General features: G+C 66.9%; 13 protein-coding genes. 6 read left to right on the top strand and 7 right to left on the bottom strand.

What is annotated here, in order from left to right; all coding sequences use genetic code 11:
- Positions 1-121: 121 nt before the first annotated feature.
- Positions 122-1,024, bottom strand: a complete 903-nt coding sequence (bcoG, locus tag NNZ72_RS11360; RefSeq protein ID WP_257315427.1) for a 3-dehydrocarnitine:acetyl-CoA trimethylamine transferase BcoG — start codon at positions 1,022-1,024, stop codon at positions 122-124.
- Positions 1,025-1,135: 111 nt separating this feature from the next.
- Here bcoG and NNZ72_RS11355 point away from each other — a divergent pair, with 111 nt between their 5' ends.
- From NNZ72_RS11355 to NNZ72_RS11345, 3 genes are all read left to right on the top strand, one after another.
- On the top strand, positions 1,136-2,113 hold the full coding sequence (locus tag NNZ72_RS11355) for a GlxA family transcriptional regulator (RefSeq protein WP_257315529.1): 978 nt from the start codon (positions 1,136-1,138) through the stop codon (positions 2,111-2,113).
- Between the two features lie 115 nt (positions 2,114-2,228).
- Positions 2,229-3,239, top strand: coding sequence for a glycoside hydrolase family 25 protein (locus tag NNZ72_RS11350; protein ID WP_371747750.1), 1,011 nt, complete (start codon positions 2,229-2,231; stop codon positions 3,237-3,239).
- Between the two features lie 149 nt (positions 3,240-3,388).
- Entirely contained in the window at positions 3,389-4,102 is a 714-nt protein-coding gene (locus NNZ72_RS11345; RefSeq protein WP_257315426.1) for a L,D-transpeptidase, read from the top strand.
- Between the two features lie 5 nt (positions 4,103-4,107).
- Here the strand turns inward: NNZ72_RS11345 and NNZ72_RS11340 are convergent, their stop codons facing one another.
- The 6 genes from NNZ72_RS11340 to NNZ72_RS11315 form a co-directional block, all read right to left on the bottom strand.
- The gene (locus NNZ72_RS11340; protein WP_257315425.1) at positions 4,108-5,268 is read right to left on the bottom strand and encodes a polyamine ABC transporter substrate-binding protein; all 1,161 of its coding nucleotides are present in this window, start codon (positions 5,266-5,268) and stop codon (positions 4,108-4,110) included.
- A gap of 120 nt (positions 5,269-5,388) precedes the next feature.
- The gene (locus NNZ72_RS11335; RefSeq protein WP_257315424.1) at positions 5,389-6,450 is read right to left on the bottom strand and encodes an ABC transporter ATP-binding protein; all 1,062 of its coding nucleotides are present in this window, start codon (positions 6,448-6,450) and stop codon (positions 5,389-5,391) included.
- A gap of 13 nt (positions 6,451-6,463) precedes the next feature.
- Complete coding sequence (locus NNZ72_RS11330; protein ID WP_257315423.1) at positions 6,464-7,252, bottom strand: ABC transporter permease; 789 nt, start codon at positions 7,250-7,252, stop codon at positions 6,464-6,466.
- Positions 7,249-8,118, bottom strand: a complete 870-nt coding sequence (locus NNZ72_RS11325) for an ABC transporter permease (RefSeq protein ID WP_257315422.1) — start codon at positions 8,116-8,118, stop codon at positions 7,249-7,251. Before NNZ72_RS11325 ends, NNZ72_RS11330 begins: the two co-directional genes overlap by 4 nt.
- Before the next feature lie 303 nt (positions 8,119-8,421).
- On the bottom strand, positions 8,422-9,525 hold the full coding sequence (locus NNZ72_RS11320; RefSeq protein WP_371747749.1) for an ABC transporter substrate-binding protein: 1,104 nt from the start codon (positions 9,523-9,525) through the stop codon (positions 8,422-8,424).
- Between the two features lie 101 nt (positions 9,526-9,626).
- Entirely contained in the window at positions 9,627-10,520 is an 894-nt protein-coding gene (locus tag NNZ72_RS11315; RefSeq protein WP_257315420.1) for a MurR/RpiR family transcriptional regulator, read from the bottom strand.
- A 176-nt stretch (positions 10,521-10,696) separates the two neighbouring features.
- Between NNZ72_RS11315 and NNZ72_RS11310 the strand changes: the two genes are divergently transcribed.
- The 3 genes from NNZ72_RS11310 to NNZ72_RS11300 all read left to right on the top strand — a co-directional run bounded on the left by NNZ72_RS11310 (position 10,697) and on the right by NNZ72_RS11300 (position 13,434).
- Positions 10,697-11,464 carry an N-formylglutamate amidohydrolase gene (locus tag NNZ72_RS11310; RefSeq protein WP_257315419.1) on the top strand — a complete coding sequence of 256 codons (768 nt, stop codon included), beginning with the start codon at positions 10,697-10,699 and terminating at the stop codon, positions 11,462-11,464.
- A gap of 123 nt (positions 11,465-11,587) precedes the next feature.
- Positions 11,588-12,097 carry a TRAP transporter small permease subunit gene (locus NNZ72_RS11305; protein ID WP_257315418.1) on the top strand — a complete coding sequence of 170 codons (510 nt, stop codon included), beginning with the start codon at positions 11,588-11,590 and terminating at the stop codon, positions 12,095-12,097.
- Positions 12,094-13,434 carry a TRAP transporter large permease gene (locus tag NNZ72_RS11300; RefSeq protein ID WP_257315417.1) on the top strand — a complete coding sequence of 447 codons (1,341 nt, stop codon included), beginning with the start codon at positions 12,094-12,096 and terminating at the stop codon, positions 13,432-13,434. The genes NNZ72_RS11305 and NNZ72_RS11300 overlap by 4 nt, the downstream gene beginning before the upstream one ends.
- Positions 13,435-13,540 lie beyond the last annotated feature (106 nt).

Raw genomic sequence — 13,540 nt, 5'->3', positions numbered from 1 at the left:
CCCCCTCATCCGCCTGCCGGCACCTTCTCCCCGGTGGGGAGAAGGGGACTTGCAGCGCCGCCGGTATTCCCTTCTCCCCACCGGGGAGAAGGTGCCCGAAGGGCGGATGAAGGGGCTTTGCTCAGCGCTTCGTCAGCTTCAATTTCTCGCGCACCTCGGCCGGGCCGATGACGCGGGCGCCCATGTTCTCGACGATGGAGACGGCCTTCTCGACGAGCTGCGCGTTTGTGGCGAGCTGGCCCTTGGCGATGTAGAGGTTGTCCTCCAGCCCGACGCGGACGTTGCCGCCGGCGAGCACGGCGGCCGCCGGGTAGGCCATGGCGTTGCGGCCGATGGAGAAGGCGGAGAAGGTCCAGTTCGCCGGCACGTTGTTGACCATCGCCATGTAGGTGTTGAGATCGTCCGGCGCGCCCCACGGGATGCCCATGCAGAGCTGGATGAGGACCGGGTCCTCGATGATGCCTTCCTCGGCGAGCTGCTTGGCGAACCAGAGATGACCGGTGTCGAAGGCCTCGATCTCGGGGCGGACGCCGAGCTCGGTCATCTTGCGCGCCATGGCGCGCAGCATCGACGGCGTGTTGGTCATCACGTAGTCGCCGAGCGAGAAGTTCATCGTGCCGCAGTCGAGCGTACAGATCTCCGGAAGGCACTCGGCGACATGGGAGACGCGCTCGGTGGCGCCGGCCATGTCGGTGCCCTCGGGCTTCAGCGGCAGCGGGCTCTCGACGTCGCCGAAGATCATGTCGCCGCCCATGCCGGCCGTCAGGTTCAAGACGACGTCGACCTCCGCCTGGCGGATGCGGTCGGTCACCTCCCTGTAGAGATCGTTGCGGCGGCTCGGCGCCCCGGTCTCGGGATCGCGGACGTGGCAGTGGACGATCGCCGCGCCGGCCTTGGCCGCGTCGATCGCCGCCTCGGCGATCGCCTTGGGCGAGCGCGGCACATGCGGCGACTTGCCGGCGGTGTCACCGGAGCCGGTGACGGCGCAGGTGATGAAGACGTCGCGGTTCATGGCTAGCGGCATGGGTTCCTCCCGAATTCCAGTCGCCCCATTACGGACCACGGCGGCGCGGCGTGCTTTCACTTTTCGGCACTATCCTTGACAATTCAGGCGGCCGACGCGCATGCTCCCGCCATGCTCGACCCGTCCTCCGAAAGCCTCGACATCGACATCCTGGTGCTGCCGGAGACGAACCTGATCCTCGCCGCCTCGGTGATCGAGCCGCTTCGCGCGGCGAACCGCATCTCCGGCCGCGAACTCTACCGCTGGCGCATCTTCTCGCCGGACGGGCTGCCGGTGGCGACGCAGAGCCGCATCCCCGTGCCGGTCGACGGGCCGTTCCGGCCGGACAAGGAGGAGGCGCCGCTCTTCGTGCTCGCGAGCTACCAGTGGCAGAAAAGCGCCACGGCGGCGCTGCGCATGCAGCTTTCCCGCACCGCGCGCCACCGCAGCCTGATGGCCGGCATCGAATCGGGAAGCTGGCTGCTCGCCGCCGCGAGCCTGCTCGACGGCCATTCCGTCACGGTCCACTGGGAGGACAGGGAGGAGTTCGCAAGCCGCCATCCGCAGATCGCGGTCATCGGCGAGCGCTACGTCATCGACGGCAAGCGCATCACCACCGGCGGCTCGCTGCCGACGCTCGACCTGATGCTGGAGATCATCCGCCGGCGGCAGGGCTATTCGCTGGCGCTGGAGGTGTCGCGGCTCTTCATCTACGAGCACGAGCGCAGCGGCGGGCTCTTGCCGGTGCCGGCGCTCGGCAACATGCGCGTCGCCGACCAGCGGGTGAGCCAGGCGGTGCGGCTGATGGAGGAGACGGTGGACGCGCCGCTGACGCTTGCGAAACTGTCGCGGCGCGTCGGCGTCAGCCCGCGCCACCTGCAGGACCTCTTCCGCGAGACGATGGACGTGGCGCCGCACCAGCATTACCTGGCGCTCCGGCTCAACGCGGCGCGGCGCAAGGTGATCGAGACGCGGCTCGACTTCGCCGACATCGCGGCGCTCACCGGCTTCAACTCCTCCTCCGCCTTCTCGCGCAGCTACCGCGCGCATTACCGAGAGAGCCCGACGGAGACCCGCCGGCGGCTGCGCGCGGCGGCGGCAAAGGGTTGAAAAGACTCAAGCCGCGTAAACCTTGCATTTAACATTTGGCGCTAACCTTCCGTTAGCAATTCCGTTCGCGGCCTTCCGCGGCGGGGCGTCGTCTTTGTCTTGCGTGCGAGTGCCCATGCGTCTGTTGGTCCTGTCTGTGGCCCTGCTTGCCTGTGTTTCGATGGCCGGCTGTGCGTCGAATTCCAATCCCGTGGCGGCCCTGTCGATCAAGCCGTCGGCGGAGACGACGAGCTCGGTCTCCAAGTCGGCGCCGGTTCCTGCCGTCGAGGTGGGCGAAAGCGCGATCAAGGGCGGGCAGGAGACGCTCGCCTGGGCGGGCGCCATGCCCGCGACGCACGCCTTCGACGCGATGACGGAGACGCAGGCCGTCGTGCCGGAGGAAAAGCCCGCGCGCGGCCTCCTCAACATGTCCAGGCCGCTGCCGAAGCGCTCGCGCGTCTACAGCCAGCAGTTCCGCGACGCCCATCCGATCAATTTCGGCAAGCGCGCGCCGAAGCACTACCAGGTGCACGGCGTCGACGTGTCGCGCTGGCAGGGCAATATCGACTGGGCCCGGCTGCGCACGCAGGGCGCCAACTTCGCCTATATCAAGGCGACGGACGGCGGGGACCACATCGACCCGATGTTCCGCAAGAACTGGGACGGGGCGAAGGCGGCCGGCCTGAAGCGCGGCGCCTACCATTTCTTCTACTGGTGCCGCACCGGCGCCGAGCAGGCCGACTGGTTCATCCGCAACGTGCCGCGCGATCCCGACGCTCTGCCGCCGGTGATCGACGTCGAGTGGAACGGCCAGTCGAAGTGCAAGAAGCGGCCGTCGCGCGCCGTCGTGCTCGAGAAGATGAAGGCCTTCATGGACAAGCTGGAGCGCCACTACGGCAAGCGGCCGATCATCTACACGGCGCCGGACTTCTACGAGGACAACCTGACCGGCGAGCTCAAGGACTATCCGTTCTGGCTGCGCTCGGTCGCCGCCCATCCCTCGGTGCGCTACCCGAACCGCCGCTGGGTGTTCTGGCAATATTCCGGCTCCGGCCTGTCGCACGGCGTCGACGGCAGGATCGACCTCAACGTCTTCGCCGGCAGCGAGGACGAGTGGCACAACTGGCTCGCCGGCCAGTCGAGCTGACGCCCGCCGCCGCCACCCGTGTCGCGGCGGCCACGCCCGCGCGACTTCGGCCGTGCGATGCCGAAGATGTGATCCCCTCCGCCTTGCCAGCATGCAGGACCCTTGGCTAGCCATCGGGTCCTCTATCGCTTGCAGGAATGGGTGTCGGAATGCGTGAGTCCGGTCTTTTGTCGCGAAGGGCGTTCGCCCTCGGTTCGTTCGCAGTGCTTGCCGGGTGTACGACCGGCACGGATTCGTCGCTGAAGCGGCCGCCGATCCCGCAGAGGGTCAGCTATCCGATCGTGCCGCCGACGGCGGAGGAGCTGGAGGCGCGCTATGCGGCGCTGGAGGACGGCGGCCATCTCATCCCCGCCGTGCCCTATACGAGGATGGACCCGAAATACTACCGCCAGCGGGTGAAGGACCCGACGGGCGAGCCCGCGGGCACCGTCGTGGTCGACACGCCCGGCCGCTTCCTCTACGTGGTCGAGCCCGGCGGCACGGCGATGCGCTACGGCGTCGGCATCGGCCGCGACGGCTTCGCCTGGGAAGGCGAGGGCATCATCCACTGGCGCCAGCCCTGGCCGCGCTGGAAGCCGCCGGCCGACATGATCGCCCGCCAGCCGGGCCTTGCGCGCTATTCCGTCGAGAACGGCGGCATGGAGCCCGGCATCAAGAACCCGCTCGGCGCCCGCGCCCTCTACATCTTCCAGGACGGCAAGGATACGCTCTACCGCCTGCACGGCACGCCGGAATGGGACTCGATCGGCAAGGCGACCTCGTCGGGCTGCGTGCGGCTCGTCAACCAGGACGTCATCGACCTCTACAAGCGCGTGTCGTATCACGCCCGCATCGTCGTCCATCAGGGGGCGCTCGGTGCCTGAAGCCCTCAGGCGGCCTTGAAGCGGGCCATCACCTCGGCGCGGGCGGGGTCCGTCAGCGTCACGGCCGCGCCGAATTCCAGCGGCGTCAGCGCCGCCTCGTCGGGATAGACGATCCTGTTGCCGGTGATCTCGGCCGGCAGCAGGGCGACGACGCGGCTGTCGGTCGCCGGCGCGCCGTTGGCGACGTGCTCGCGCACGGCGTTCTGCGGGTCCATCAGGAAGTCGAGCAGCGCGTAGCCGGCCGGCTTGTTCGTGGCACTCGCCGGGATGGCGTAGAAGTCCGACCAGATCTCGCCGCCGTCGGTGCCGAGCGTGAACTCGATCTCCGGCATGTCGCGGTTGAGCTGCGCGCCGTCGTTGGTCCAGCACATGGTCATCCAGGCGTCGGTCGCGCGCATGGCGGGCTGGTAGTCGCTGTCGATGGCGTAGAGATGCGGCTTGACGCCGACCAGCAGGTCCTCGGCCTTGGCGAGCTCCTCGGGCTTCACCGAATTGAAGGAGAAGCCGAGCGCGACCAGCGCGTTGCCGATGGTGGTGAGCTGGTAGTCGTGCACCATGGCGCGGCCGTCCGCCTCGGTGGCGGCGAGCTCGAAGAACTGCTTCCAGCTCGTCACCCTGGTGCCGATCTTGTCGGAATTGACGGCGATGCCGGTCGTGCCCCAGTTCTTCGGCAGCGCGTAGGTCTTGCCGTCGACGATGCCCTCGTTGGTGAAGCGGGTGTTCTGCGTCGCCGGATCGAAGTTCGGCACCTGGGAGAGGTCGAGCGGGTCGATCAGGCCGAGGCCGGCATAGGTGGAGATCGTGTAGTTGGTGGGCACGAACAGGTCCCAGGCGGCCGTCCCGGAGCGGAGCTCCTCCAGGAACGCCTCGTTCGAGCCGAAGACGCTCACCTCGATGGCCACCCCGGTCGCCGCGGTGAAGGCCTCGAAGCTCATCGGGTCGTGATAGTTCGGCCAGGTGGCGAGCGCCATGGCGGAGCCCAGGTCCCTGCCGGCAAGGGCGGGCGAGGCGAAGCCCGGCCGGCCGGCGAGGGCGGCGGCGGCGAGCCCCAGGCCGGTGATGCCGAGGAAATGGCGCCGCGTGACGGAGCCGCGCTTGAGGCGCATGAACTCCTCGGTCAGCCGGCGGGCGCAGATCGGCGCGTTGTCCCAATGACGCTTCGACATGATGGGCCTCCCCTCCCTCGCCATCCGGTCCGCCGCCGGGGCGCAGGGCCGGGCGGCGATCCGCTCGCGGCGATGATACGCAGCAGCCCCCTCCGGCGCAACGCGCTCGCCGGGATAAGATCAGTCGCGGATGATCAGCAGGTCGCCGGCGGTGAAGCGCAGCGTCACCGTCTCGCCGACGGCCGGCGGCACGAGGCCGGGGCTGTTGAACATGTCGAAGGAGATGACGCTCTCCCCGACCTTCATGCGCGTGCGGATGACCGAGCCCAGGAAGTTCGAGGAGACGACCTCGCCGGTGAGCGCCGTCTCGCCCTTGGCGTCGGGGGCGATCGAGCCCGCCTCCGGGCGCAGCGCCAGCGAGATCGTGTCGCCGGCCTTGGCGGGGGCAACGGGCTCGCGCAGCGTCACGCCCTGGTCGCCGATGGCGATGCGGTTTTCCCCGGGGTCGATCACCTTGGCGTCGATAAGGTTCAGCGTGCCGACGAAATTGGCGACGAAGCGCGTCGACGGGCGGTTGTAGATCTCGGCGGGCGTGCCGATCTGGTCGGCGCGGCCGGCGTTCATGACGACGATGCGGTCGGAGATCGACAGCGCCTCCTCCTGGTCGTGGGTGACGAAGACGGTGGTGATGCCGAGTTGCTGCTGGATCTGGCGGATCTCCTCGCGCAGCGACACGCGGATCTTGGCGTCGAGCGCCGAGAGCGGCTCGTCGAGGAGCAGCACCTGCGGTTTCGGCGCGAGCGCGCGGGCGAGCGCCACGCGCTGCTGCTGGCCGCCGGACATCTGGTAGGGGTAACGCTCGGCGAGATGGCCGAGATGGATGAGGCCGAGCATCTCCTTCACCCGCGCATCGATCTCCGCCTTCGGCTTGCCGGCGACCTTGAGGCCGAAGGCGACGTTCTCGGCGACGTTCATGTTGGGAAACAGCGCATAGGCCTGGAAGACCATGCCGATGTTGCGCTGGTTCGGCTTGAGGCTCGTCTGGTCGCGCCCGGCGACGGTGATCGTTCCGCCGGTCGGCGTCTCGAAGCCGGCGATCATGCGCAGCACCGTCGTCTTGCCGCAGCCCGACGGCCCGAGGAAGGAGACGAACTCGCCCTTTTCGATGGCCATGTCGAAGTCCTTCACGACCTGCACCGGGCCGAAGGACTTCTGGATGTTGCTGAGAGTGAGAAACGACATGTAGGGGAGATCCTCAGGCTTTCGCGGGCGCGGTTTTCTGGAAGCGGGAGACGAGCTGGAGCAGCCCGATGCTGAGCCAGGTGATGGCAAACGCGATGATGGCGAGCGCCGAGGGCTCGTAGGCCTTGTTGGCGCCGACGAGCTGGAGATAGGGGCCGAAGGCCGGGCGGTTGAGGAGCGCGGCCATGGTGAACTCGCCCATGACGATGGCAAAGGTAATGAAGGCGCCGGAGAGCACGCCGCTCATCACGTTCGGGAAGATGCAGCGGAACATGATGGTCGGCCATTTCGCGCCGAGGCTCTCGGCCGCCTCCGTCAGCGTCGCCACGTCGATCGCCCGCATGGCGGTGTCGACCGCGCGGTACATGTAGGGCAGCGACAGCGTCATGTAGGAGAACATCAGGAGCAGGTTGGTGCCGTTGGTGGAGTTGGTGAGCGGCAGCCAGGAGGAGGAGTTGTAGAGGCGCAGATAGCCGAAGACGATGACGATCGCCGGGATGACGAGCGGAAGCAGCGTCAGGAACTCGACCACGGGGCGAAGCTGCGGCAGGCGCAGGCGCACCCAGTAGGCGGTCGGCACGACGAGCAGCATGCCGAAGATGATGGTGAGAAAGCCCATCAGCATCGAATAGCCGAAGGTGGCGCGGAACTGCAGGTCGGAGAAGACCGACTGGTAGGCGTCGAAGGAATATTCGCCGCGGCGCATGCGCAGCGAGAACTCGAAGGTGCCGATCAGCGGCACGATGAAATAGAGGGCGCCGATGGCGATGGCGATCCAGGCGAGAAGGCGCGACGACTTCATTTCTGCCACCGTTCCGCGCGCGAGCGCAGCCAGAGATAGACGACGTTGGAAAGGCCGGTGATGACGATCATGCCGAGCGCCAGCGCATAGCCGAGGTTCGGATTGTGCAGCACGTCGCCGCGGATCTGCGCATAGAGCAGGATCGGCACGATGTTGAGCGAGGAGCCCGTCAGCGCATAGGCCGTGGCGATGGCGCCGAAGGCGTTGGCGAAGAGCAGCAGCGTCGTGCCCATCAGGCTCGGCCAGAGGATCGGCAGGCCGACCAGGCGCCAGTACTGCCAGGTTGAGGCGCCGAGGATCTCCGAGGCCTCGCGCCATTCCTTCTTCATCCCGTCGAGCGCAGGCGTCAGGATCAGCACCATCAGCGGGATCTGGAAGAACATGTAGGTGATGGTGAGCCCGAAGAAGGAGAGGAGGTTGAAGCCGGTCGAGTAGAGGTTGAAGCCGAACCAGTCGCGGAGCAGCACGGTGACGAGGCCGGTGCGCCCGAGCGTGGCGATAAAGGCGAAGGCGAGCGGCACGCCGGCGAAGTTGGAGGCGACGCCGGAGAAGGTGAGCAGCCCCGAGCGGATCCAGCGCGGCAGGCCGCCCAGCACCACGGCCCAGGCGAGGAAGAAGCCGATGACCGCGCCGCCGAGCGAGGAGGCGACCGAGACCTTGATCGACACCCAGTAGGCGCTGAGGATCGTCGGATGGGTGAGGTCGGCGATGTTCTTCAAGGTGAACTCGCCCTGCGGATTGAAGAAGGCGCCCGTCACCAGGTAGAGCGTCGGCAGGAGGAGGAACATGATCGCGAAGATCATGAACGGGGCGATGCCGAGCCAGTCGACGACTTTTCGGCGGTCTATGAGGGATGCGGTGCTCATATGGGGCGACGGTTCCGGCCTCGGGCGAAGGATTACTGAAAACGCAAAATCCCTCCCGCCGCAAGGCGAAGCTATCGCATATGGAATTGCGAGGGCGTCTCCTGCCCCTTCTCCCCGGCGGGAGAAGGGAAGCGGCAGCGGGATGAGGGGGGACGCCGCAGGCGAAATCGCCAACGGCGCGGTCACCCCCTCATCCGGCCCTCCGGGCCACCTTCTCCCCGGCGGGGAGAAGGGAAGCGGCGATGTCGCATTCCATATGCAATCGCCCTCCGCCGCAGGGCGGGAGGGAAGGGGCGGACGCCGTTACTGGACGTTGGCGCCGACGACGCTGTCCCAGTTGGCGGTGATCGCTTCCTTGCCGGCGGCCTGCTCCTCGAGCGTCGGGAAGACGGCCTTCTCGTAGGCTTCCGCCGGCGGCAACTTGTCGAGCAGCTCCTGCGGGATCTTGCCGTTCTTGGCGAGGTCGTTGAAGCGGATCGGGTGGCAATAGCCCTTCAGCCAGCCGAGCTGGCCTTCGTCGGAATAGAGATGCTCCATCCACAGCTTGGCGGCGTTCGGGTGCGGCGCATAGGCCGAGATCGCCTGGACGTAGACGCCGGCGACAACGCCGGAGGCCGGCACGACGACCTCGTAGGGCGGGTTGCCGTTCAGGCTCTCACCCCAGGACATGCCGTTGTAGTCCCAGGCGATGATGATCGGCGTGGAGCCCTGCGCGAGCGAGGCGGCCTTGCCGATGACCGGCACGAAGTTGCCCTTCTCGTTCAGCTCCTTGAAGAACTGCAGGCCCGCTTCGCCGGCCTTGGCGGCATCCCCGCCGGCGCGCGACAGGCCCGAGGCGTAGACGCCCTGCACGGCCTGGTTGGCGGTGCGCGGGTCGCCGGCGAGCGCGACCGCGTTCGCGTATTCCGGCTTCAGCAGGTCTTCCCAGTCCTTCGGCGATTCCTGGACGATGTCCTTGTTCACGAGGAAGGCGAGAACGCCGTAGTAGTCGCCGTACCAGTAGCCCTCGGCATCCTTGGCACTGTCGGGGATCGAATCCCAGGTGGAGACCTTGTAGGGCTGCAGCAGGCCTTCGGCCTTGGCCGACGGGCCGAAGGACAGGCCGACGTCGATCACGTCGGGCGCCTGGTCGCCGGTGTTGCCCTTGTTGGCCTTGATCGCCTCGATCTCGTCGCCGGAGCCGGCGTCGGGGTTGAGCTCGTTGATCTGGATTTCCGGATACTTGGCCTTGAAGGCGGCGATCACCTCGCCGTAACCGCACCAGCTGTGCGGAAGGGCGATGGTGGTCAGCTTGCCTTCCGCCTTGGCGGCGGCGATCAGCTCCTCGCTCGGCTCGGCAAGCGCGAACGAGGAGGAGGCCACCACCAGGGCGGTGGACAGCGAAAGCAGGCGTCGCGTATGTGACATCACGGGCGTTCTCCTTTTGTGAGTCATTCAGCTTCGGCGAAGCTGATACTGGCGGCTGATGAACCTTATGTGACAGTATCCATTTCGTTTTTTCGATCGTGTCAGGTCTTGCCCGGGGCCTCCTGTCGTGGTTTTCGGAAGAGGCGGCTGGCTTCGAAGAGACCCTCCAGCGTCTTCAGACGGTCGCTGGTCTCCGCCCAGCCCGAACTCTGCACGGCCTCGATGAGCGCCTCGACGATGAACAGCGTCACGACGGAGGAATCCCAGGCCGAGGGCGCCTCGATATGGACCCGGAAGACGTGCGCGGCCGCCTTGGCGACGGGCGACGCCCAGGGATCGGTGAAGAGCACGATCACCACGCCGCGCTCGCGGGCGGCACGGGCGAGCGTCTCCATCTCCTGCTCGTAGCGGCGGATGTCGAAGATCACCAGCACGTCGCCGGCCTGCATGTTCAGCACGTAGTGCGGCCAGGAGCTCGGATTGGCGGAGATCTGCGTGACGCTCGGGCGGATGACCTGGAGATGGGTGAAGAGGTAGTCGGCGAGCGCCTTCGTGATGCGCCCGCCGATGATGTAGATGGTGCGCCTGCGGTCGGCGAGCAGCGCGGCCACGCGGTCGAAGTCGGCCGTCTCCATCTGCGCGAGCGTCTGGCGCAGGTTCGTCATGATCGCGTCGGCGAAGCGGTTGAGGATGTGGGTGCCGGGTGCGTTGGCGGCCCAGCGGTCGTGCTTGGCGATCGGGTTGGAAAGCGTCGCCTCCAGCTCGTGGTGCAGGCGGGCCTGGAAATCGGGGAAGCCGCGGAAGCCGAGCTTCTGCACCATGCGCGCGACCGTCGGCGTCGAGACACCCGCGTTCTCGGCGACAGTGGTGATGCTGCCGAGGCCGGAAACGGGATAGTTGTCGAGCAGCGATCCCGCCAGCTGCTTCTCCGCGCGGGTCAGCGCATCGAAATGGGCGGCGATCACATCCGACACGGTCATGGATGCCTGGTTCAAGGTCGAATTGTTCCCCTGCGCTCCGGTCTGCGCCGGAGTATCGGAAAATTAAACATCGCCGTCACATTTCGAGTCAAATGGTTTTTTGAAGAGATTTGTTCATTCCCCGGTTGACACCGGAATGCGGGTGAAGAATTCTTTTCAGCAATAAAAAGCCGGTCGAGGGGATCAGGCAAGTGCAGATTCTGAGTACGGAGGAGGGCGACCCGGTCGCCCTGGAGAATGTCGTTGCGCGCGGACGGGCGATCGTCGTCTGCGAACACGCTTCGCGCGTGATGCCGAAGGCGCTCGGCACGCTCGGCCTTTCCGAGGAGGCGCTCGCAAGCCACATCGCCTGGGATCCCGGCGCGCTCGCCGTGGCGCGGCTGATCGCCGGAAGCCTCGACGCGACCCTCGTCCACCAGCGCTTCTCCCGCCTCGTCTACGATTGCAACCGCCCGCCGGACTCGCCGGCCGCCATGCCGGAGAAGAGCGAGGTCTTCGACATCCCCGGCAACCGCGGGCTCGACCGGACCGCGCGCGACGCGCGCACCGCGGCGCTCTACGAGCCGTTCCGCGACGCCCTCGCCGGGCTGGTGCGCGAGCGCATCGCCGCGGGCCGCGCGCCGGTCGTCGTCACGGTCCACAGTTTCACGCCGGTCTATTTCGGCAGGCCGCGCGCCGTCGAGATCGGCATCCTGCACGATGCCGACAGCCGGCTCGCCGACGCCATGCTGGCGGCGGCCGCGCGCGACGGCCGCTATGACGCACGCCGCAACGAGCCCTACGGGCCCGAGGACGGCGTCACGCACACGCTGAAGGAGCACGGGATCGCGAACGGGCTCGCCAACGTGATGATCGAGGTGCGCAACGACCTGGTGCGGGACGAGGCCGGCGAGCGCGCCGTGGCCGAGTACCTCACCGGTCTTCTTCGCGAAGGCCTGGCGTCGCTGGAACAGGGTTAGGAACTGGAGAGACCCCGGGCGCCGCGGCGCCGCAAGAGGCAGGGGATAAGCAGAGGGACAATCGGATGTTTGCGGTGCAATACGAGAGAGCCGGCTCGGTTCCGGCAGGCGGGGACCGGCGCCATGCCTGACGTCGTCAAGCGCTACGTTCACTTCGTCGACACGTTCAACCGGCGGGTCGGCATCTTCGCCATGTACCTGATCTTCGCGATGTTCGCGATCCTGCTCTATTCCTCCACCTCGAAGGCCTTCAAGCTGCCGGCGAACTGGACGCTGGAATCGGCGCAGTTCACCATGGCGGCCTATTACATGCTGGGCGGCGCGTTTGCGATGCAGACCGGCGACCACGTGCGCATGGACCTGTTCTACGGCACCTGGTCGGCGAGGAAGCGGGCGATCTTCGACCTCGTCACGGCGGTCGCGCTCGTCGTCTTCCTGGGCTTCATGCTCTATGGCGGCATCACCAGCACGACCTACGCCATCCAGTTCAAGGAAAAGAGCTTTACCGCCTGGGCGCCCTACATGGCGCCGATCAAGATCGTCATGACCTTCGGCGTCCTGATGATGCTGGCGCAGGCTTTCTCGTCCCTCTTCAAGGACATAGCCGTGCTCAGGGGAAGGCCGATCGCATGAGTTACGAGTTCATCGCAATCACGATGTTTTCCGGGATGATGGTGCTGCTGCTCACGGGTCAGCGCGTCTTCGCGGTGATCGGCTTCGTCGGCGTCGTCTCCGCCTTCCTGCTCTGGGGCACGGGCGGCTCGGAGATGGGCTTCGCCTCGGCCATGAAGCTCGTCAAATGGTATCCGATGCTGACGGTGCCGATGTTCGTGTTCATGGGCTACATGCTGTCGGAATCCGGCATCGCGGAGGACATGTACAAGGCGATCCACGTCTCGATGGGGCCGATCAACGGCGGGCTTGCGCTCGGCACCGTCGGGATCATGGTCATCATCTCGGCGATGAACGGGCTTTCGGTCGCCGGCATGGCGATCGGCGCCACCATCGCGCTGCCGGAGCTCCTGAAGCGCGGCTACGACAAGGTGATGATGACCGGCGTGGTGCAGGGCGGCTCCACGCTCGGCATCCTGCTGCCGCCGAGCATCGTGCTCGTGCTCTACGGCATGATCGCCCGCGTTCCGGTCGGCCAGCTCTGGCTCGCCGGCGTGCTTCCCGGCCTGATGATGGCGGCGATCATGGCGGCCTACGTCTATGTCCGCTGCCGCATCAACCCATCGCTCGGGCCCGCGCTGCCGGCCTCGGAGCGCAACGTGCCGGGTGCGGAGAAGGTGCGGCTGATCATGGCCGGCGTCGTGCCGCTCGGCATCTTCGCGCTGATGATGTGGCTGTTCCTGAGCGGCATCGCCAGCCTCGTGGAGAGCTCGGCCGTCGGCGCGATCTGCTCGGCGCTCGTCGCCTGGCAGCGCGGCCGCCTCACGAAATACGTCTGGAACGACGTGCTGCAGAAGACGCTCGGCATCTCCTGCATGTTCATGTGGATCCTGATCGCCTCGCTCTGCTTCGGCGCCGTCTTCGACGGGCTCGGCGCGGTCAAGTCGATCGAGCGCTTCTTCCTGGGCGACCTCGGCCTCGGGCCGTGGCAGGTGCTGATCCTGATGCAGGTCTCGTTCCTGATCATGGGCATGTTCCTCGACGACACGGCGATGCTCGTCATCGTCGCGCCGCTCTACATCCCGCTGGTGGCGAAGCTGGACCTCGGCATGGACCCCGCCACCGTGCTGGTCTGGTACGGCGTGCTCTACACGATCACCTGCCAGATCGCCTACATCACCCCGCCCTTCGGCTACAACCTGTTCATGATGCGCGCCATGGCACCGCCCGGCATCGGCATGCGCGACATCTACCGCTCGATCTGGCCCTTCGTCGGCATCATGCTGGCGAGCCTGATCATCATCGGCGTGTTCCCGGAGATCGCGACCTGGCTGCCGAACCATTTCTACGCCAAATGAACGGATCGCCCGCAGGACGATCCCATCGACGAGGCCGGAAGAAGACGAGAGAAAGACCGGGGCCAACGGCCGGCCCCGGCGATCGGATGAACCGAAACAGAGGGAA

This window comes from Shinella pollutisoli (assembly GCF_024609765.1).
GTDB classification, from domain to species: Bacteria; Pseudomonadota; Alphaproteobacteria; order Rhizobiales; family Rhizobiaceae; genus Shinella; species Shinella pollutisoli.
This window is presented reverse-complemented; position numbering and strand designations above follow the sequence as displayed.